Genomic DNA, 20,017 nt, shown 5'->3' on the forward strand with positions numbered 1-20,017 from the left:
AGTTTTGTAATCATTATGATCAACATAGGATGTGAATTTTATGCTAAGCCAACTAACCGTTCAGCACTTTGCTATTGTAAAATTTTTGGAACTAGACTTCCGTCAAGGCATGACCACTATTACAGGGGAAACTGGAGCGGGTAAATCAATCGCGATTGATGCACTTGGTTTATGTCTTGGTGACCGTGCAGATATCAGTATGATCCGACAAGGTACTGATAAAGCAGAAGTCAGTGCAAGGTTTAATCTTAGTGATACACCAAATGCATTGATTTGGTTACAAAATAACGATCTAGAAAATAGCTTAAGTGACAATCCTAACGAATGTTTATTACGTCGGACTATCACCAGAGAAGGTCGTTCTCGCGCTTATATAAATTCTACCCCCGTCCCTCTATCGCAATTAAAAAGCTTAGGGCAACTACTTGTTAATATTCATGGTCAACACGCGCATCAAAGTTTATTACGTAATGATATTCAGTTATCGATTATTGATGAATATGCAGATCATCAACAACTACTACAAAAAGTGAAAGATACTTATCAAGGCTGCCACTTTTTAAAAAAACAATTGAAACAACAGCAATTAAGCCAGCAAGAAAAACAAGCACGTAAACAATTATTAGAATATCAAATTGTTGAATTAAATGAATTTGCACTAGCAGAAAATGAATTTTCAGAAATAGAATCTGAGCATAAAAGATTAGCAAATAGTGGTGCATTGATAGAAAACACACAAATGAGCTTAAATTTATTAAGCGATTCAGAAGAAGTTGATGCTTTGAGTTTATTACAAAAAAGCATTTCACTTATTGAATCACAAGTACAGCACGATGAAAAATTATCAGTCATTGTAGATTCTTTACAAGAAGCAGTAATTCAAATTGAAGAAGCGGGTTATGAATTACGTCAATATGCAGAAAAATTAGAACTAGACCCTGAAGAGTTTGAACAACTGGAATATCGTTTAAGCCAAGCTATGACACTTTCAAGAAAACATCAAGTTCAGCCTGAAATGTTATATTCATTCCATCAAAAATTAAGTAAAGAATATCAACAGTTAAATAATAGTGAAGCTGAAATTGAGCAATTAACGATTGAACTTGAAAATGCACAAAAAAACTATGCAAAACACGCAAAAAAATTAAGCCAGAGTCGCCAACGATATGCAAAAGAGCTAAGTAAAAAAATAACAGAGAGCATTCAAAAGTTGAATATGGAAGATGGACAATTCCACGTGCTAATTACTCAAAACGAAAGTAATAACCTTAGCCCATTAGGGATTGATAATATTGAATTTCAAGTGGCTGCAAATGCAGGACAAGGACTGCAAAATTTAGGCAAAGTTGCTTCTGGAGGAGAATTGTCACGTATCAGCTTAGCAATTCAAGTGATCATTAGCCAAAGAGTCTCAACACCAACACTTATTTTTGATGAAGTCGATGTTGGGATCAGTGGTGCTACAGCAGCTGTTGTTGGTAATTTGTTACGCAAGCTTGGTGAAAGTACACAAATATTTTGTGTTACTCATTTACCGCAAGTTGCCGGAAATGGCCATCAACAAATGATAGTGAACAAAAAAAGTGACGGTAAAACTACAAATACTAACATGCAGTTATTAGATTCCACTGAACGAATTCAAGAACTTGCAAGGTTATTAGGAGGAGATGTGATCACAGAACATACATTAGCAAATGCCAAAGATTTACTTATCGCATAAGCCCATGCAAATAATAATGATACAAAGATATTTACCGATTAATTATTTACAGGGTCTTTTTAATCGGTAAGACTAATCACAATAAATAGCGTATCTATTTTACTGGTTAAAATATCCCACTTCCTCGTTATAAACTTTGTAAAAGTAACTACCATTTACGTCAATTTATGCCTTGAATTGAGCTATTTTTTCAGTTCAATATTTAGATGGAATATTGAATGTTATCGGTATAAATATTTTTTGATGGGTCCAAAATGCAACAAACAGTAACTTTGTAAATGAATTAAAATAGACCTCTGCCCTACTATTTTTAAATTTTTATCTCACAACAAAGCCATCATGCAAATAGTTTGTTATATTAAGTCTACTTTTTATGATTGGTTTTAAAAATGAAAAAGCTCCTATTTATATTCTTCATCATCACTTTATCTGGTTGTAGCCAATTGAATCAATCAACGACTTCCCATGAAACGACAAATAAAACCTGGGATGAACAGCAACAACAGTTACAACAACTTACCTCTTGGACTATCACTGGTAAATTAGCAATATTTTTAGATAATGAACGCCAAACAGCCAATTTACATTGGCATCAAGAAGGTGATAATTACAAAATCCAATTAACTTCATTCATCGGCACTCGTGTTTTACAAATAACTAAAAATGAACAAGGCGTTGAAATTATTAATAATGATGGGGACAAATTTGTAGGGTCTGATGTGAATACTTTAATAAAAAAACTTGCCCCAAACCTCGCTTTTCCTGTTTCGGCCTTACAACAATGGATCAAAGGTGATCCTGATGAGGCTACTTATATCATCAACTCTCAGCAACAGGTTAAAGAATTAACAGGTACCGATAAAAGTGGTAGTTTGTGGACTGTACATTATCAACAGTATCAATCTTTTTCAGGGTATATATTACCCACAATGTTGGATCTAAAACGAGATAAAATTCGAGCAAAAATTGCAATTAATCAATGGACAATAGCAACTAATTAGAGCTTACGATGCAAACTAAAACAATACGTTGGCCTGCCCCAGCAAAATTAAATTTATTTTTATACATTACAGGACAACGTTCCGATGGTTACCACGAACTACAGACCCTCTTTCAATTTATTAAACGTTGTGATTATTTAACAATCACAGCAAATAGCAGCAATAACATTACCATAGCCCCCGAACTTAAGAATGTGCCCCTTGAAAGTAACTTAATTTATAAAGCAGCAACCTTATTAAAAAATTATGCTTCTTATCCCTATGGCGCGCATATTGAATTAGAAAAAAACCTTCCTATGGGTGGAGGTTTAGGGGGAGGGTCTTCTGATGCAGCAACAACTTTAGTTGCTTTAAACTATCATTGGGATTTAAATTTAAGCGATAAAATACTATCTGAATTGGGGGCATCTTTAGGGGCAGACATTCCTATTTTCATCCATGGTAAAGCAGCGATTGCAGAAGGCATTGGTGAAAAACTAAGCTCAGTAGAACCTAAAAAATCACATTATTTAATTGCCATGCCAGATTGCCACGTTTCAACACCAGTTATTTTTAATAATCCAGATTTAAAAAGAGATACCCCAAAGCTCCTACATCATGAACTAATGAACAATAAATGGGAAAATGATTGTGAAAATTGCGTTAAAAAACATTATCCTGAGGTTGCTAATACTATCGACTGGTTGCTAGAATACGCACCTACTCAGCTAACTGGAACTGGTGCATGTGTTTTCAGCACATTTGACCATGCTGATGAAGCTGAGTTATTAGCTGAAAAAACGCCAAAATGGTTGAATTGTTTCACCTCGGAAGGCTTAAATATTTCACCATTACGTGAACTATTATCTACACTAAATAAAAATTAATTAGTTGAAATTTCAATTAGTTACACTTGTTAATAATATGATTTTATTAACTAAATCAACAGGATGAAAGAGGTCCTCACAGTGCCAAACATGAAACTATTTGCAGGTAACGCAACACCCGATCTAGCTCAAAAAATCGCAGATCGTCTTTTTATCAAATTAGGAAGCGCAGACGTAGGTCGTTTTAGTGATGGCGAAATTCACGTTCAAATCAACGAGAATGTTCGTGGTGATGATATTTTTATCGTTCAATCAACTTGTGCACCAACTAATGACAACTTGATGGAATTAATCGTAATGATCGACGCACTTCGCCGTGCATCAGCTGGTCGTATTACAGCGGTAATTCCATACTTTGGTTATGCTCGTCAAGATAGACGTGTTCGCTCAAGCCGTGTGCCAATTACTGCCAAAGTAGTAGCCGACTTCCTTTCTAATGTTGGTGTTGACCGTGTAATGACTGTGGATTTACATGCAGAACAAATTCAAGGTTTCTTCGATGTACCTGTTGATAACGTATTTGGTAGCTCAGTACTACTAGAAGATATGTTAGAGAAAAAATTAGACAATCCTATGATTGTTTCTCCTGATATTGGTGGTGTTGTTCGTGCTCGTGCACATGCAAAACTGTTAGATGATGCTGATTTAGCAATCATTGATAAACGTCGTCCAAAAGCAAACGTTGCACAAGTAATGCACTTAATTGGTGATGTTGAAGGCCGTCATTGTATTATCGTTGATGATATGATCGATACAGGTGGTACATTATGTCAAGCTGCTGCGGCACTTAAAGATCGTGGTGCTTTATCTGTTTATGCTTACGCTACACATGCAGTATTCTCTGGTTCAGCAGTTGAAAACATCAAAAACTCTGTAATTGATGAATTTATTGTTACTGACTCAATTCCACTTACAGCTGAAATTTTAGCAACAGGTAAAGTTAAACAACTTACTTTAAGTGGTATGTTAGCGGAAGCAATTCGCCGAGTAAGTAATGAAGAATCTATCTCAGCGATGTTCCACTACTAAAAATCAATGAGATAGCAAGCTCTATTTCAATCAGATTTTTTAAAAACGCCTATTTATAATAAATAGGCGTTTTTTTTGGCATTTAAATTGTACAAAAATGTTTACTGCGTTATTATGGCGCGCCTTTTTTATACACCCTATTAAGGGGAAGGTGGTTATCGCTGGTCGCAAACGATAATCTATTTTAATTTGAAAAAATAATTTAATTTTTTCAACAATGGAGTTTACCATGTCAATTACATTAGTCGCTACAAGCCGTACAGATTTAGGGAAAGGTGCGAGCCGCCGCCTACGTCACACAAACCAAACACCTGGTGTTGTATACGGTGCAGGAAAAGATCCAGTATCACTTACTTTCGAACATAAAGAATTAATGAAAGTAGAAGCTGTTGAAGCATTTTACTCTTCAATCTTAAACTTAGAAATTGATGGTGTTTCTGAGCAAGTATTGCTTAAAGATATCCAACGTCATTCTTTCAAAGACCGTATCCAACATTTAGATCTTTTACGTGTTGATGCTACACATAAATTACACACAACAGTACCTTTACACTTCTTAAACGAAGATACTGCTGAAGCTGTTAAAAACGGTGGCGTAATTGCTCACTTAGCAAACGAATTAGAAGTAACTTGTTTACCTGCTGATTTACCTGCATTCTTAGAAGTTGATATTGCAAACGTTGAAATTGGTCAAACAGTTCATATTTCTGATGTTAAACTTCCTAAAGGTGTTGAATCTGTTGAGCTTATTAAAGGTGAAGAATACGATTTACCTCTTTTAGCTATCACACTTAAGAAAGTAGCTACAGAAGAAGCTGAAACTGAAGCAACAGAAGCTGACGCTGCTGAGTAATCGTGTCAACTACGATTAAATTGCTTGTGGGCCTGGCTAATCCAGGCCCCGAATATGCAAACACTCGACATAATGCCGGACAATGGTACCTACAACAACTCGCCTCTCAAGAAAATATTCAGCTAAAACCTGAAGCAAAATTTTTTGGTCACACCGGACGTATTCAATTTGCTGGTAACGACATTCGTTTATTAGTTCCAACAACCTTCATGAATCTAAGTGGTAAAGCTGTTATTGCAATGGCAAAATTTTACCAAATTAAACCTGAAGAAATTTTAGTGGCTCATGATGAATTAGATATTCCTCCTGGTGTTGCAAAATTTAAACTCGGTGGAGGACATGGTGGACATAATGGATTGCGAGATATCATTTCAAAGCTAGGCAATAATAAAAATTTTTATCGTTTACGTATTGGCATCGGGCATCCCGGTGACAAAAGTCGCGTTAGCGGTTATGTGCTTGGTAAAGCAACAAGTACGGAACAAAATTTGATCGAGCAAAGTATCGATGAAGCAGCTCGTTGTACACACATATTAGGTGTAGACGGCATTGAAAAAGCGATGAATCGCTTACATAGCTTCAAAGCACAATAATAGATAATTAATAGGATAAAATCATGGGTTTTAAATGTGGTATTGTTGGTTTACCCAACGTTGGTAAATCAACCCTTTTTAATGCATTAACAAAAGCAGGCATTGAAGCAGCTAACTTCCCTTTTTGTACAATAGAGCCAAATACTGGGATTGTTCCTGTACCAGACCCACGTTTAGATCAACTTGCGGCAATCGTAAACCCGCAAAAAGTGTTACCAACTACCATGGAATTTGTTGATATTGCCGGCTTAGTTGAAGGCGCATCAAAAGGTGAAGGCCTAGGTAATAAATTCCTAGCAAACATCCGTGAAACTGATGCAATTGGACACGTTGTTCGTTGTTTCCAAGATGAAAATATCGTTCACGTAGCAGGTAAAATAGACCCACAAGAAGATATTGAAATCATTAATACTGAGTTAGCATTAGCTGACTTAGAAAGCTGTGATCGCGCTATTTTGCGTTTAGCTAAAAAAGCGAAAGGTGGTGATAAAGATGCTAAATTTGAATTACCTATTCTTGAACGCATCAAAGCACATTTAGAAGCCGATGGCATGGTACGCGGCTTAGATTTTGAAAAAGAAGAACGTGCAGCAATCGACTACCTTAGCTTTTTAACATTGAAACCAACAATGTATATTGCAAATGTTGCCGAAGATGGTTTTGAAAATAATCCATACTTAGATAAAGTACGTGAAATTGCTGAAAAAGAAGATGCAGTTGTTGTTCCAGTTTGTGCATCTATTGAATCTGAAATTGCAGAATTAGACGACGAAGACAAAGCTGAATTCTTAGAAGGTATCGGTCAAGATGAACCAGGTTTAAACCGTGTAATTTACAGTGGTTATGAACTATTGCACTTACAAACTTATTTCACAGCTGGTGTTAAAGAAGTACGTGCCTGGACAGTACCCGTTGGTGCTACAGCTCCTCAAGCAGCCGGTAAAATCCACACTGACTTTGAGCGTGGTTTTATCCGTGCTGAAATTATTGGTTATGAAGATTTCATTGAGTTCAAAGGTGAAGCTGGTGCAAAAGAAGCTGGTAAATGGCGCTTAGAAGGAAAATCATACATCACAAAAGATGGTGATGTTATCCACTTCCGCTTTAATGTTTAATTCTTTATTCAAAACTGAATAATATCCAATGGCAACTTCGGTTGCCATTTTTATAAATCTGCTTTTAATCCTTACAAATTTTAATATTGATCCCTTGAGCTTCAAACAAAGAAAGTAATTTTGGATCTGAGGCTACATCAGTCACAAGACAATCTATTTTATGTGCGTCACAGACTTTATGTTTGCTCATTTTCCCCAATTTAACATTAGAAGCTAATGTCACAACCTGTTCTGATTGTTCAATAATAGTAGAAAGTGTCTCCGCTTCATCTATATGATTTATGCTTAACCCTTTACTTGGGTGTAAAGCACAAACACCTAGAAAACAGGTATCAAAATAAATTTTACGTAACATGGCATTTGTTGTGGCTCCTAATGCCATCACTGCAGGTTTAAATATTTTCCCGCCTAATAAAATTAACTCAATATTATTATGATGAATTAATTTAGTAGCAACCAATGGACTAGGTGTAACAACAGTAAAATTAAAATCTGTAGGCAGATTCATTGCCAATTGCAAACAAGTTGTTCCTGAATCAATTAAGATGGTTTGTCCTTCTTTAATTAAAGGAATGGCCGCTAATGCTACACGCAGTTTCAACGGATCAACTTCTTCGTGTCGTTCTCGATACTCTTGGTTTTGATGCTGTAAAGGTAACGCACCACCATGTACACGACGTAATTTCTTTTGTTCATCAAGCAGTTTTAAATCACGACGAACGGTATCTTCAGACACACCGAGTTGCAAACTTAATTCATTTGCATAAACACGCCCAAATTGACTTAATAACTCTAGCGTTTTACTGTGTCTTTCTTGCTGTAGCATAAATTTCCCTGCACTTCTGTGTGATATTTCTAGATAGCCACTCTACTCAATAATTTTCTATTGGGCTTCATTAAATTGATATTGTTTAGCTAATTGGCTGAATCCAGCTGATGCCCCTTTTGAAACATGAATCTGATGGCTAATGCGCTCTTTTAAGGCATCTACATGAGAGATTATACCAATTAACTTACCTGTTGCATTCAAGCGTTCTAACGCTTCTAAAGCAACCTCTAATGTATTTGCATCTAAAGTACCAAAACCTTCATCTAAGAATAAAGATTCTATTTGTGTTTTATGACTAACTAAGTTGGATAAAGCTAATGCTAAACCTAAACTAACTAAAAAGCTTTCTCCACCTGACAAGGTCTTCACATCACGTATGGTATTAGCTTGCCATAAATCGATTACTTGTAACGCTAACGGTTGATTAATGTTACGTTTCAATTGATAACGTTGATGTAGATTCGCCATCTCTTTGTTCGCTAAATAAACTAAATTATCTAGGGTAACTCCCTGCGCAAAGGTTCTAAATTTAGCCCCATCTGCCGAGCCAATTAATTTATTTAGCAGTGTCCAGTGTTGCGCATTTTCTTGTTTTTGTTGTTGCTGTTTTAATAAATCTTGTTGTTTCAGTTTGGCATGTTCATCGGCCTGTAACAGCCCTAATTTCGTTGCATAAATTTGCTGATACTGTTCTATTTTACTTTCAGATCCCTTTAATGCTTGCGATGCTTGTGGCAAATCTAACTCTGTAAGTTTTAATGCTTGTTGCGCTGCGAACTGACTTTCTAACGTTTGTAAGCGTGTTGTTTCAGTTAATAACTGCTGTTGTAATTGTTGACGTAATGCCATTAGCGACTGCATTTCATCTTGTGTTAAACAGGCATCAAGATAATCAGCTTGGTCAGTGAATAAAGAAACAGCTAATGCATTGCTAAACTTAGCTTCAACATTGGCTAAGTGATCTTTGTACTCTTTTTCTAATGTAATTAACTGCGAGCTTTCACCTTGTAACGCTTGCTCCGTCGCATTCAATGCATGAAGTGCTAATTTAGCTTTTTCTACCTGCTCTTGGCAATGTGTTAATTGCTGTTGTGCCTGCTCACGTAACTGCTCTTGAGAAACCTCACCAAATTGCGACTTTCTCTGCTGTAGAGCGTCATTAATTTGCTCAGTTAAGACATTCATTTGAGTTGTAACTTGCTGTAATAGTTCGCTATGTTGCTGCATCACTTGTTGAGCTAACAAATGTTGTTGCGATAACTCACTCAATTGCTGTTGTAGCTGCTGCTCTTGCGTCAACTGTTGTTGATAATCTGTAACTTGCTTGGTTGCTTCAGCTAACCATTGTTCTGGTTGATTAAAGATAGATTCAGGGTTTAAGAATGTTAAATCACTAGATGCCGATAGCTGATATGGTTCTGGTAAACTCGTCACAATTGTTTGTTTAACCGCATCCATTTTTAATGTCATTTGTGCAGCATCAGCGGATAACGCATCAAATTGCTCTGTTAATGAATTTTGTATATGCACACTCTGCTGCTGTGTTAATAATAAATTATTCTTATCAGCTGATAGTGTTTGTATTTTATTTGATTGTTCAGAGTGCAGGCTCTCTAAGCGACGAACCTCTTCTATTTTTTGAGTTAACTGTTGTACTTGTAAGGCTAACGACTGTTTTTGCGCTAACAATAACGCATTACTTTGTGCATTATATTCTTGCCCCATCAAATAGGCATTACTTGACCACAACTGAAGTTGCGCTTCTCTTTCTAATAACAAAGCTTGTAGCGATGACTGAACTTGCTGTAACTGCTGCTGATTGCTTTTTAATTGCCCGTTTAATTCACTGTAACGATTACGCGCTTCAAGTAACAGCTGCTGCTGCTCATTTAAACGGGATTGATGGTGTGATGTATCGATTTTTTGATAATTAATTAAAGCAGGATGCTCTAACGAACCACATAAAGGACAAGGTTCACTCTCTTCTACCTTCATTTGCAATGCACTCAAGCTTTGTATTATTTGATCCTGCTCGAGTAACTTTTCAGTATTATTAACCTCTTCAGCTAATTTCTGTCCTTGGCTTTTCCATACTAATAACTGCTCATTTTCGGCTTGTAATGTTGTTTCTAAATGGATTTTATTGTCTGTTATTTTCACTAAATCCGCTTCAATACGATCTAGCTTATCCACCAGCGGTAAAGCAGACAGACACTGCTCTAACTGAATTTGTATATTGTTTAATTCAGTACTCGCAGCCTTTATTGAAGCATCCGGTAATAAAGAAAGCGCCCTATTAATATCAGATTTAGTCTGTTGTAAGGTCGATTCTAGCGGTTCAACTTGAGTCATTAATGATTTTATAGCTTGCTGAGCATGAGCATTTGATTTAATAGCATCAAACTTTTTCTGTTCAATCGAGGTTAATATTTGAGAAAGCGTTAACTGCTTATCTTGCATTTCACTTAGTTGATTTAACTGTAATGAAATAGTGGATAGTTTTTCACTAATTTTTGGAATATAAGCACGAGACTGCAATGTTAATTGAAGTGTTTGCAGCTGCTGATGATGAGCCGTTATTTGTAGCTGTTGCTCTGCTAATTTCTGTTTTTCTTGTTTTACTGTCGCTGATTTTTCAAGCTGCTGCTGGTTGAGTTGTTGGGATTGTGATTGTTTATCTGCAATGGCTAACTCTAACGGCATTAAAACACTGTTAATTTCATCTAAGACTTGTGTCGTTTTTTGCTGCTGAACTTGTAACTGTGTGCTTTTCAACTCTTGATCTTTTAAGGCATCTTCCATCAAGGCTTTATTGCTCTTGCGCTTTTGTTCAATCTCTAACAGCTGTTGTTTAACTTTCTCATGTTGTTTAGCCGCTTGTTGCTTTGATTCAAACAGCGGTGTTAACTTTGCCGCTTTCTCTGCATTAATTAAGGCTTTTTCTTTGCTTTCAAAGTGCTGCTTTTGTTGATTTATCTTAGCAAGCACTTGCGTCTGCGCTTCGATATCAACGGATATTTTTTGGGTTTGTTGCAACCAATTAAACGCAGTTTCTAACGCTTTATGCTCTGCTGTTAAGTTTTTTTGCTGCTGAGTTAACGTAGCGATTTCAGCATCTAATTCTGCACGTTGCGTTTCATCTAATAAACTTAATACTTTAGATTGTTCTGTTAACAAGGTTAATTCAGCTTGGATCTGTTTATTTTGCTGATAAACATACTGCGCTATTTCGCAATAGATCTCTGTGCCTGTTAACTCCTCTAACAATTCAGCACGTTCACCGCTAGTTGCATTTAAGAAGGCTGCAAAACCACCCTGTGCTAATAACATGGACTTAGTAAAACGAGAAAAATCTAATCCAGTTAATTCAGTCACCAGTTTAAGTACTTCACTGCTTTTAGTCGCTAAGACCTTACCCGCAATTTCTGTTAATTCGCAAATGGGAGCTTGTAAGTTTCCATCTGCATGGCCACGAGCACGCTTTTGAGACCAATAAACACGATAAGCTTTACCTTTAACGGCAAACTCCACTTCTGCAAAGCAATCACCACAGCCTCGAGTCATTAACTCATTTTTACTTTGAGTTAATTTATCTAAACGAGGAGTTTGTTGATATAAGGCTAAACAGATAGCGTCTAAAATAGTACTTTTACCCGCACCGGTTTGCCCTGTGATAGCAAATAAAGCGTTATCCTGAAAAGCTTGATCTTGAAAATCAATTTTCCAATGCCCTTTTAAAGAATTTAAGTTTTCAAAACGTAATGAAAGGATCTTCATGATTGATGCTCCACAGCAGATAACACTTCTGCGAATAAACCTTTTAACTGCTGCTTCTGCTCTTCGCTAATATTTTCTTCAATATCAAGACGATGATCAAATAATTGTTCTGGTGTTACATTATCTAAACTTTTTTTATCACTCTCTTGCCATTGATTCATTTCGTTAATTTGAGGACTACTCACTTTCAAAATATCAATCTGGGTTCCTTCTACTAGCTCACTTAAATGACTTTGTAGATCTGACATGTAATGCGCTTGTTTGAGTTTGATTTCAACCCACACACTTTGATTAGACATTTCATTTTTTAAAGTATTAATTTGCTCTGTCATACTTTCTAGATCACCAGAGATAATTTTTAAAGGCTGAAAAACAGGAATATCTAATTTATCCACTTTTACATCTTCTTTATTAGTAAATTCAATAATATTCACTTGTTTAGTTTGTTTACTTTCATCAAAGCTTAATGGAATAGGTGAACCACAATAACGAATAACATCAGATTTTTGTACTCGCTGTGCTTTATGAATATGTCCGAGTGCAATATAGTCAAATGCAGGAAATAAAGAGGATGGAAATGCAGTTAAAGTACCGATATAGATTTCACGAACAGAATCAGACACAGCACATCCCACGGCAGTAAGGTGACCTGTTGCTAAAATAGGTGTAGTTTCATCAACACTTTCTACCGCTAACTCATAGATGGTTTGATAAGTATCGGCAATCCCCTGTTGCAAAGACATTTGCTTTTGCTCTGCCGAACTCCCTTGTTCGCTAAGCATCACATCCGTTGCTCGTAAAAAAGGTAATGCACATAATAAAGCTTGTTGTTTTCCACTTTTATCTTCAAGAGAAATAATATGCTCAGATAAATCATCACTTAAACCTGCTAATACAGATACATTTAAAGCTCTTAATAAAGATTTACTTTCATTCAACACCGCAACACTGTCATGATTTCCTGAAACAATAACTAACTGAGAACAATAGCTCTGTTGTAATTGCACAATAAAGTCAGCATAGAGTTTGCGAGCATAGGAAGCAGGGGAAGCACTATCAAAAATATCACCAGCAACAATAACCGCATCCACTTTATGATCATTAATAACAGCAACTAACCACGTTAAAAACTGTTTATGTTCATTTTCACGGGTTTTCATCATAAAATATTGGCCAAGATGCCAATCTGAAGTGTGTAATATTTTCATAGCTCACTAATATTGAGTTTTAATTATCTGCAGTTTATCTTTTTAGTTAATATAAAACTCTATTTAGACTTATTTTTAGTTATGTTTGCACAAAATAAAAACAACTTGATTAGCAATTAGGCAAATAAACAAAAAAACGATTTTTTTCTTAAAAATTAGTTGACGATGAACGCTGATATCCGCATAATGCGCCCCATCGAAATGACGCACTGCTTAGCAGTCGTGATAGAGATTAAAGTAAAAATGGCTACATAGCTCAGCTGGTTAGAGCACATCACTCATAATGATGGGGTCCCAGGTTCAAATCCCGGTGTAGCCACCATTTACTTATTGCGGAAGTGGCGGAATTGGTAGACGCGCTAGATTTAGGTTCTAGTATCGCAAGGTGTGAGAGTTCAAGTCTCTCTTTCCGCACCATTCTTTATTTAATTAAAGAATTCAATTTAGAGATTAAACTCTTAAAAATAGTAATTGGGATATCGCCAAGCGGTAAGGCACCGGGTTTTGATCTCGGCATTCAGAGGTTCAAATCCTCTTATCCCAGCCACATTCACTAATTTGTTATTAACAAGTTAGTATCCTTGAAGAAGGTTAAACTTACAATACAGCAATCGGTTATGTATCGAGAGATTTTAATATAGAATCTCAGCAGTATTAAAAAGAGAATGAACTCTTATAAAATAAAACAACTGGGATATCGCCAAGCGGTAAGGCACCGGGTTTTGATCTCGGCATTCAGAGGTTCAAATCCTCTTATCCCAGCCACATTTGCGGAAGTGGCGGAATTGGTAGACGCGCTAGATTTAGGTTCTAGTATCGCAAGGTGTGAGAGTTCAAGTCTCTCTTTCCGCACCATATTTAGCCACTCGCTAAAATAATGAAACCAGCTTATAGCTGGTTTTTTTATACCTAAAATTCATGAATTAATTATCTAAGTCATACTAAATAAAGATTTAGGTTCAGCTATTCTAGACCGAATGCTGGAGGTGTGAGGGTGATGGATTAAAAATAGAAGTGTAAAATATTTTAGATGGGTAAGTATTGAGTGATACAAATAAAATAATATCTGGAATGAATGCAAAAATTAAAAAGAGTAATAAGTAAATCTTATAAAACCCAATTCAATTAGAGATCGAAATAAGGCCTTATAAGAAGGTCATAAATATCTAGCTTTGCTAATGAGCAGAATATTTATTTACTATTAACCACAACATTTTTTGTATTTTTTACCACTGCCACAAATGCAAGGTTCATTACGAGTAGGCTTTTTTTCAAAACGTGTTGTAATAGGCTTATTAATTAGTACATCAAGTTCTGTTGTATTTTCTGCTTGTTCAGCATCAACAGTAATAGCTATCACTAAATTATGCTCTGTCGCTAATGCTTGGATCTCTTCAGCACGTAATTCACTATTAACCGTTACTTGTGCTGGTAACTCTTCAGTACCCGCTTTTACAGCACGCTTTGTATTAAAACCATAACTTGAGTGTTTTGGTTTTTTCTCTTTTTTACCTTTGAAGAAAAACTTATCTGACATAATTAACCTTTTTTATTCATCGCCTAGCATTTTTCGCACAGTGTACAGTATTCACAACATAATTGATCATACAATTGTTCAGACAATTGGGCGCCCACGATAAATTAAAATAGATGGTAATGCTAAACCAAAGCTTAATGCTGTGAGAATAAATAACGTACGCAAACCATTTTCCATCACTACTTGCATTAGCTCTAAACTATATCCACCAGTATTAATTTCTACTAGTCCCACCATAGCCGCAAAAGCATAGCTACCCGGGATCATTGGGATCACAGAAGCCACTGTAAAAACAGGACGAGGAATAAGGTGTTTACGTGACCAATATAGACCTAAAAAACCCATACTGGTTGATGCTATTAATGTAGCCCACTCAATTGGCATACTAAAATGCATTAAAAGAAATCGTAAACTATGTGCAAATGCTCCACCTAATGCACAATAGATCAGCATTTTACGTGGCACATTAAACACCATTGCAAAACCAACAGCTGGTATCCATGCAAACCAGGCATCTAATAGAAACAGATAGAAAGTATCCCAAAATGCTGTCATTAGTGTGCCCACCCAGATACGCCAGTGACTGTCATTGCCGCCACAATACCAATCGATACACTTACTGCTAATAAGGTTGCAAATACCCAGCGAGCAATACCCATACTAATATACCCTTTTAACATATCAGATACGGCATTAATCAAAGGAAATCCTGGTACAAGCAATAACACACTTGCAGCCATCGCTATTTGAGGATGTTCTCCAACTTCAAGCACAACGCCTAAACTCGTTACTGTAGTCGCCACAAATGCCGCCGAAGCAAAAATAACAAAAGGATTATGATGCCTATGTGCTAACTCTTGGCGTAATAACATCGCTAAGCTTGAAGCAACAAAAGTGGTCCAATAAACGGCTGTATCTCCATCAAAAAAATGGCTGAAACTCGCACATGAAAAACCAATCATTAATACCACTAACCAACGGTTGTGTTTAAAAGGTTTTAAACGTTGAAGCCTTTTTTTTACTTCCTGTGCATCTAATAGTTTTTTCTCTGCCATGACACAAATACGTTGTACATCGCACACCATTTGCATATTGATACCACGGTCGAAACAACGTCTTGTTGTGGTCACGCAGTGTCCAGAAATTAATGTCGTTACAACAATGGCATCAGGACTGATTGACAATTCAATATTATCAGCCCCCAACGCAAGACCTAGGCGTTGTGTAGTTTGTTCAATTAAACGACTTTCTGCACCATGTTGGTGTAAGGTTTGTCCAGCTAACACGGCAATGCGTGTTAACTCTGTTTGTTGCTCTTTTGATAAGTTCATCATTTATAATTGTGATTCAGCGAGTTTCAAATCTAAGGTTGCTTTAAGTAATTTGAATAATAATATAGCTGCGTCTATCTCTTCTTTGCGATTAGTTAAACTTTCAATGTTTAATCCTAATGGAATATTTAAAGGTAAGACGGCTTGCAAAACTTGTTCAAAATTATTACGGCTAATTTGCAGTGATTCTTTTAATGGATTATCAGATTCTAAAATACGTAATGACGTTGCTTCTGGAACAGAAATACCTAACCACTCAATAAATTCTAATGTCTTAGCACTACCACAAGGTGAGAAAGTCAAAATAACACGTTTAGGTTGTACACCTTGTTGTTTACATTCACTTGCATAGCGCGTTAATAGATCAATGGTTGCTTGTGCATTATACACAGCCTGAGTAATAAAATATTCACAGCCCTGCTCTTGTTTATGAAGTAAACGTAAATGCTCATCTCCTTTAGCAACATGGCGTTCCGCAATTGTCACTCCTCCTAAATAAAAGTTTTGAGGGTGTGCTTGTAAAGTATTGTACGCATCGGCTAACGATAATTTAATTTCCCCCTCAGATGAAGGAGAGCCAACTAATACAATATCGCGCACTGAAAATTGATGCCAAGCATCAGATAACCATGATGAAAAATCTGCTGCATCACGTTGTGAAACACTTTTATAAGTGATCACCGGCTTACCTACTTTATCGTGTAATAATTTGGAATATAAACGTGAATCATGTGTGTATTTAAATGGAAATGGGCGAGGTTTATCAATACGCGAGGTTTCATCTTGAATATCATAAACAATAAAACCGTCGTAATCGATCTCTTCTAATCGTCCTAATAATTTATCCGCAATACCTGAAACTAATTCCAAGTCGGTATCTTGTTTAGGGGGGGTAGTACCAATGAAATAAACACCACGCTTGGGGTCGGTAGTAATACTTTTTAACTTAGAGTTATACATAACAAGATCCTAAACCATCACACAAAATAAAATTAAAAAATTATCCCATATCTTGTAGTGAATTGATATTAAGGAAATAACAATTAAATCACTCTCTTCATAATATTTTCAAAATAATGAATCAGGTTAAATCGTATTGTTAATTGATCCTATTAAGCAATAGCGATATGCAAAGTTTTCGCGTTATACTAAGCCTTATTTATAATCAAAAAGTCACTCTTATGCGCAATCCACGTTTTTATGAACCACAACCATTAGCTGAAAATACATATATTGAGTTATCCGATGATGCAGTCCAACATATACGTGTTTTACGTTTAAGCATCGGTGACCAAATTAGCTTGTTTAACGGTCAAGGTGGACAATATTTAGCACAATTAAGTGAAGTTCAAAAACGTCATTGCCAAGCTAAAATTATCTCATTTCAAGAAACTCATAATGAAAGCCCATTACATTTACATCTAGGTCAAGTTATCTCTCGTGGTGACCGTATGGAATTTGTGATACAAAAAGCAGTAGAGTTAGGTGTTAATGAAATAACACCTCTAATCAGTGAGCGTTGTGGGGTTAAATTAAATGCTGAGCGCATGGCCAAAAAACAACAGCAATGGCAAAAGATTGCTATTGCAGCTTGTGAGCAGTCAGGTAGAAACCTAGTACCAACAATACATCCAACTCAAACACTTGTAGAGTGGAGTGAAATAGATATTGATTGCTGTAAATTAACTTTACACCCAAGAGCTAAGTATTCAATTAATACCTTACCAAGTGATATTAATCATGTACGATTATTAATTGGCCCTGAAGGTGGATTAAGTGATGATGAAATAACACTGACAGAATCATTAAATTTTACAGAAACATTATTAGGACCACGTGTTTTGCGTACTGAGACAGCGGCATTAACAGCGTTAACAGCATTACAATGTCGTTTTGGTGATTTAGCTTAAGCTGTTGCAGTTAATTACTAACATACTTTAAATATATTTAAGAATAGGAAAATATATGACTATTAAAATTGGCATCGTGATGGATCCCATTGCTAACATCAACATTAAAAAAGATTCAAGTTTTGCTATGTTATTAGAAGCGCAGTCTCGTGGCTGGGAGCTTTATTATTTAGAAATGAAAGATTTGTATCTTGAAAATGGTCGTTGTTATGCAAGTAGTCAAAAACTAACAGTACAGCGTGAAGAAGGTAATTTTTATCAATTAGAAGAAACGGTTGATCACCCTCTTTCTGATTTAGATGCTGTATTAATGCGTAAAGATCCTCCTTTTGATACAGAATATATTTACGCAACTTATTTATTAGAGCGTGCAGAAGATGAAGGTTGTTTAATTGTTAATAAACCACAATCATTACGTGATGCAAATGAAAAACTCTATACCGCTTGGTTTAGTGAATTTACACCAACAACTTTAGTAACTCGTCGAGCAGATAAAATCCGTGCATTCCACCAGCAACATAAAGATGTTATTTTAAAACCTCTTGATGGTATGGGCGGCGCATCTATTTTCCGTATCAAAGAAAATGATAGTAATATCGGCGTGATCATTGAAACCTTAACAGAACATGAGCAACGTTATTGCATGGCACAAGCCTTTATCCCAGAAATTAAAGCCGGTGATAAACGTATTTTAATTGTTGATGGCGAGCCAATGCCTTATGCATTAGCACGCATTCCTGCTAAAGGTGAAACTCGTGGTAACTTAGCAGCAGGCGGAACAGGTGTTGCACAACCCCTATCTGAGTCTGATTGGCATATCGCAAATACCATAGGTACAAAGTTAAAAGAAAAAGGACTTATTTTTGTTGGCTTAGATGTTATTGGTGACAAAGTGACTGAAATCAACGTGACTAGTCCTACTTGTATTCAAGAAATTGATAAAGCTTACGGTACTAATATTAGTGGTAAGTTAATGGATGCTATTGAAAAACGTGTAAAAGGCGCTTAATCAAGCAACTTATATATTTCCTCACTCATCACATAATAAAGTTTGAATTTATTGCCAACTTTAAAATGGCAATAAATTCATCTGTAATGAAGGGTCACACCATGATTGATAAAAAAAAACCTTTTGCAGATCCTGATATCAATTCAGATAATGATTCAGCCAACATCAGTAATCCTTCTGCGACAGAAATCATTAGTTCATTAAAGGATCACTTCTTAATTGCAATGCCATCATTGACAGACCCATACTTTAAGCAGTCTGTAGTGTATTTGTGTGAGCATGATGAACAAGGTGCAACAGGGTTTATTATTAACTTTCCGGTAAAGCTGACATTACAAGAACTATTAAAAAATGTAGAAAATATCGATTATGAGCCTAATCCCCCACTCACTGAATCTGTATTTTTAGGTGGCCCATTAGATATGGAGCGTGGATTTGTCTTACATACCCCTTTATCTGACAACTCCAAAAGTACACAACTTAATGAACAATTAATGATGTCTAACTCTAGTACTATTTTAGCATCACTAGGTACTGATGATGCACCTGAGAAATATATGGTAGCTTTAGGTTATGCTAGTTGGGATTCAGGACAATTAGAAGAAGAGATGAACCAAAACCAATGGCTCACCATCGACTTTGAAAACGATATTATTTTTAATACTCCTGTCGATCAACGTTGGATTTCTTCTTTACAACGTTTAGGTATTGACCCATCACATTTAAGCAGCGCAGTAGGCCACGCATAATGACAACAAAAGAAATACCAACCACATTATTAGGATTTGATTTTGGCACTAAAAGTATCGGTGTTGCTACAGGGCAGATGATCACAGCAACAGCTCAACCAATTTTAGCAATCAAAGCAAATGATGGGATCCCTAATTGGGATATAGTTGAAGCTGTTATCAAAGAGTGGAAGCCAGATTTAGTTGTCGTAGGCTTGCCTCTTAATATGGATGGTAGCGAACAAGCTATCACCCAACGAGCTAAAAAGTTTGGTAACCGCTTAACGGGTCGTTTTGGTGTAAAGACAGTATTCCAAGATGAACGCTTAACAACAGCAAGTGCCAAAGAGTTTATTTTCGAGCGAGGTGGTTACAAAGCGCTTGAAAAAGGTAAAGTCGATAGTGTTTCAGCTGCGCTTATTTTAGAAAGTTGGATGGAAAGTTATTATCAATAACCCCCATATTTAACGACTATATTTCATTTTTAATGACTTCCGCTTACAAGGATATA

At 36.1% G+C, this 20,017-nt stretch carries 18 protein-coding genes and 5 tRNA genes; 16 read left to right on the forward strand and 7 right to left on the reverse strand.

Annotated features, from left to right (window positions below):
• Positions 1-40: 40 nt before the first annotated feature.
• From recN to ychF, 7 genes are all read left to right on the forward strand, one after another.
• Positions 41-1,720, forward strand: a complete 1,680-nt coding sequence (gene recN / locus E2R68_RS11720) for a DNA repair protein RecN (protein ID WP_134277876.1) — start codon at positions 41-43, stop codon at positions 1,718-1,720.
• A gap of 389 nt (positions 1,721-2,109) precedes the next feature.
• Positions 2,110-2,721 (forward strand): lipoprotein insertase outer membrane protein LolB, encoded by a 612-nt coding sequence (gene lolB, locus E2R68_RS11725; RefSeq protein WP_134277877.1) that lies wholly within the window; start codon positions 2,110-2,112, stop codon positions 2,719-2,721.
• 8 nt (positions 2,722-2,729) lie between these two features.
• Positions 2,730-3,587, forward strand: a complete 858-nt coding sequence (gene ispE / locus E2R68_RS11730; RefSeq protein ID WP_134277878.1) for a 4-(cytidine 5'-diphospho)-2-C-methyl-D-erythritol kinase — start codon at positions 2,730-2,732, stop codon at positions 3,585-3,587.
• A gap of 81 nt (positions 3,588-3,668) precedes the next feature.
• On the forward strand, positions 3,669-4,616 hold the full coding sequence (locus E2R68_RS11735) for a ribose-phosphate pyrophosphokinase (RefSeq protein WP_134277879.1): 948 nt from the start codon (positions 3,669-3,671) through the stop codon (positions 4,614-4,616).
• A gap of 229 nt (positions 4,617-4,845) precedes the next feature.
• Positions 4,846-5,469 (forward strand): 50S ribosomal protein L25/general stress protein Ctc, encoded by a 624-nt coding sequence (locus E2R68_RS11740; RefSeq protein ID WP_134277880.1) that lies wholly within the window; start codon positions 4,846-4,848, stop codon positions 5,467-5,469.
• 2 nt (positions 5,470-5,471) lie between these two features.
• On the forward strand, positions 5,472-6,062 hold the full coding sequence (pth, locus tag E2R68_RS11745) for an aminoacyl-tRNA hydrolase (protein WP_134277881.1): 591 nt from the start codon (positions 5,472-5,474) through the stop codon (positions 6,060-6,062).
• Positions 6,063-6,085: 23 nt separating this feature from the next.
• The gene (gene ychF / locus E2R68_RS11750) at positions 6,086-7,177 is read left to right on the forward strand and encodes a redox-regulated ATPase YchF (RefSeq protein ID WP_134277882.1); all 1,092 of its coding nucleotides are present in this window, start codon (positions 6,086-6,088) and stop codon (positions 7,175-7,177) included.
• A gap of 64 nt (positions 7,178-7,241) precedes the next feature.
• Here the strand turns inward: ychF and E2R68_RS11755 are convergent, their stop codons facing one another.
• The 3 genes from E2R68_RS11755 to sbcD are packed head-to-tail and all read right to left on the reverse strand — an operon-like array spanning position 7,242 to position 12,991.
• Positions 7,242-8,003 (reverse strand): DeoR/GlpR family DNA-binding transcription regulator, encoded by a 762-nt coding sequence (locus E2R68_RS11755; RefSeq protein ID WP_134277883.1) that lies wholly within the window; start codon positions 8,001-8,003, stop codon positions 7,242-7,244.
• A gap of 57 nt (positions 8,004-8,060) precedes the next feature.
• Positions 8,061-11,783, reverse strand: a complete 3,723-nt coding sequence (locus E2R68_RS11760) for an SbcC/MukB-like Walker B domain-containing protein (RefSeq protein WP_134277884.1) — start codon at positions 11,781-11,783, stop codon at positions 8,061-8,063.
• On the reverse strand, positions 11,780-12,991 hold the full coding sequence (sbcD, locus tag E2R68_RS11765) for an exonuclease subunit SbcD (protein WP_134277885.1): 1,212 nt from the start codon (positions 12,989-12,991) through the stop codon (positions 11,780-11,782). Before sbcD ends, E2R68_RS11760 begins: the two co-directional genes overlap by 4 nt.
• A gap of 245 nt (positions 12,992-13,236) precedes the next feature.
• On the opposite strand from sbcD, the gene E2R68_RS11770 reads away from it, so the two are divergent.
• The 5 genes from E2R68_RS11770 to E2R68_RS11790 all read left to right on the forward strand — a co-directional run bounded on the left by E2R68_RS11770 (position 13,237) and on the right by E2R68_RS11790 (position 13,846).
• A tRNA-Met gene (locus E2R68_RS11770) sits at positions 13,237-13,313 on the forward strand.
• A gap of 10 nt (positions 13,314-13,323) precedes the next feature.
• Positions 13,324-13,408, forward strand: a tRNA-Leu gene (locus E2R68_RS11775).
• A gap of 55 nt (positions 13,409-13,463) precedes the next feature.
• Positions 13,464-13,538 (forward strand) — tRNA-Gln (locus E2R68_RS11780).
• 143 nt (positions 13,539-13,681) lie between these two features.
• Positions 13,682-13,756 (forward strand) — tRNA-Gln (locus tag E2R68_RS11785).
• A 5-nt stretch (positions 13,757-13,761) separates the two neighbouring features.
• Positions 13,762-13,846, forward strand: a tRNA-Leu gene (locus E2R68_RS11790).
• Between the two features lie 346 nt (positions 13,847-14,192).
• Here the strand turns inward: E2R68_RS11790 and E2R68_RS11795 are convergent.
• The 4 genes from E2R68_RS11795 to E2R68_RS11810 form a co-directional block, all read right to left on the reverse strand.
• Positions 14,193-14,528 (reverse strand): PBPRA1643 family SWIM/SEC-C metal-binding motif protein, encoded by a 336-nt coding sequence (locus E2R68_RS11795; RefSeq protein WP_134277886.1) that lies wholly within the window; start codon positions 14,526-14,528, stop codon positions 14,193-14,195.
• A 78-nt stretch (positions 14,529-14,606) separates the two neighbouring features.
• The gene (locus tag E2R68_RS11800) at positions 14,607-15,083 is read right to left on the reverse strand and encodes a threonine/serine exporter family protein (protein WP_134277887.1); all 477 of its coding nucleotides are present in this window, start codon (positions 15,081-15,083) and stop codon (positions 14,607-14,609) included.
• The gene (locus E2R68_RS11805) at positions 15,083-15,859 is read right to left on the reverse strand and encodes a threonine/serine exporter family protein (RefSeq protein ID WP_134277908.1); all 777 of its coding nucleotides are present in this window, start codon (positions 15,857-15,859) and stop codon (positions 15,083-15,085) included. Before E2R68_RS11805 ends, E2R68_RS11800 begins: the two co-directional genes overlap by 1 nt.
• 3 nt (positions 15,860-15,862) lie before the next feature.
• On the reverse strand, positions 15,863-16,819 hold the full coding sequence (locus tag E2R68_RS11810) for a methylenetetrahydrofolate reductase (RefSeq protein ID WP_134277888.1): 957 nt from the start codon (positions 16,817-16,819) through the stop codon (positions 15,863-15,865).
• Positions 16,820-17,040: 221 nt separating this feature from the next.
• Here E2R68_RS11810 and rsmE point away from each other — a divergent pair, with 221 nt between their 5' ends.
• The 4 genes from rsmE to ruvX all read left to right on the forward strand — a co-directional run bounded on the left by rsmE (position 17,041) and on the right by ruvX (position 19,961).
• Positions 17,041-17,769: a 16S rRNA (uracil(1498)-N(3))-methyltransferase gene (gene rsmE, locus E2R68_RS11815; protein WP_134277889.1), complete on the forward strand. Its 729-nt coding sequence runs from the start codon at positions 17,041-17,043 to the stop codon at positions 17,767-17,769.
• A 55-nt stretch (positions 17,770-17,824) separates the two neighbouring features.
• Entirely contained in the window at positions 17,825-18,778 is a 954-nt protein-coding gene (gene gshB / locus E2R68_RS11820; protein WP_134277890.1) for a glutathione synthase, read from the forward strand.
• Between the two features lie 101 nt (positions 18,779-18,879).
• Positions 18,880-19,527 (forward strand): YqgE/AlgH family protein, encoded by a 648-nt coding sequence (locus E2R68_RS11825; protein ID WP_208380225.1) that lies wholly within the window; start codon positions 18,880-18,882, stop codon positions 19,525-19,527.
• The gene (gene ruvX / locus E2R68_RS11830) at positions 19,527-19,961 is read left to right on the forward strand and encodes a Holliday junction resolvase RuvX (protein WP_134277891.1); all 435 of its coding nucleotides are present in this window, start codon (positions 19,527-19,529) and stop codon (positions 19,959-19,961) included. The genes E2R68_RS11825 and ruvX overlap by 1 nt, the downstream gene beginning before the upstream one ends.
• The last annotated feature ends 56 nt before the right edge of the window (positions 19,962-20,017 follow it).

This window comes from Psychromonas algarum (assembly GCF_004376845.1).
Lineage (GTDB): Bacteria > Pseudomonadota > Gammaproteobacteria > Enterobacterales > Psychromonadaceae > Psychromonas.

What these genes read in the sequence shown, in the direction of transcription:
- recN (WP_134277876.1), top strand. Translation starts at nt 41, where the DNA reads ATGCTAAGCCAACTAACCGTTCAGCACTTTGCTATTGTAAAATTTTTG.
- lolB (WP_134277877.1), top strand. Translation starts at nt 2,110, where the DNA reads ATGAAAAAGCTCCTATTTATATTCTTCATCATCACTTTATCTGGTTGT.
- ispE (WP_134277878.1), top strand. Translation starts at nt 2,730, where the DNA reads ATGCAAACTAAAACAATACGTTGGCCTGCCCCAGCAAAATTAAATTTA.
- E2R68_RS11740 (WP_134277880.1), top strand. Translation starts at nt 4,846, where the DNA reads ATGTCAATTACATTAGTCGCTACAAGCCGTACAGATTTAGGGAAAGGT.
- ychF (WP_134277882.1), top strand. Translation starts at nt 6,086, where the DNA reads ATGGGTTTTAAATGTGGTATTGTTGGTTTACCCAACGTTGGTAAATCA.
- E2R68_RS11755 (WP_134277883.1), bottom strand. Translation starts at nt 8,003, where the DNA reads ATGCTACAGCAAGAAAGACACAGTAAAACGCTAGAGTTATTAAGTCAA.
- E2R68_RS11760 (WP_134277884.1), bottom strand. Translation starts at nt 11,783, where the DNA reads ATGAAGATCCTTTCATTACGTTTTGAAAACTTAAATTCTTTAAAAGGG.
- sbcD (WP_134277885.1), bottom strand. Translation starts at nt 12,991, where the DNA reads ATGAAAATATTACACACTTCAGATTGGCATCTTGGCCAATATTTTATG.
- E2R68_RS11795 (WP_134277886.1), bottom strand. Translation starts at nt 14,528, where the DNA reads ATGTCAGATAAGTTTTTCTTCAAAGGTAAAAAAGAGAAAAAACCAAAA.
- E2R68_RS11800 (WP_134277887.1), bottom strand. Translation starts at nt 15,083, where the DNA reads ATGACAGCATTTTGGGATACTTTCTATCTGTTTCTATTAGATGCCTGG.
- E2R68_RS11805 (WP_134277908.1), bottom strand. Translation starts at nt 15,859, where the DNA reads ATGAACTTATCAAAAGAGCAACAAACAGAGTTAACACGCATTGCCGTG.
- E2R68_RS11810 (WP_134277888.1), bottom strand. Translation starts at nt 16,819, where the DNA reads ATGTATAACTCTAAGTTAAAAAGTATTACTACCGACCCCAAGCGTGGT.
- rsmE (WP_134277889.1), top strand. Translation starts at nt 17,041, where the DNA reads ATGCGCAATCCACGTTTTTATGAACCACAACCATTAGCTGAAAATACA.
- gshB (WP_134277890.1), top strand. Translation starts at nt 17,825, where the DNA reads ATGACTATTAAAATTGGCATCGTGATGGATCCCATTGCTAACATCAAC.
- E2R68_RS11825 (WP_208380225.1), top strand. Translation starts at nt 18,880, where the DNA reads ATGATTGATAAAAAAAAACCTTTTGCAGATCCTGATATCAATTCAGAT.
- ruvX (WP_134277891.1), top strand. Translation starts at nt 19,527, where the DNA reads ATGACAACAAAAGAAATACCAACCACATTATTAGGATTTGATTTTGGC.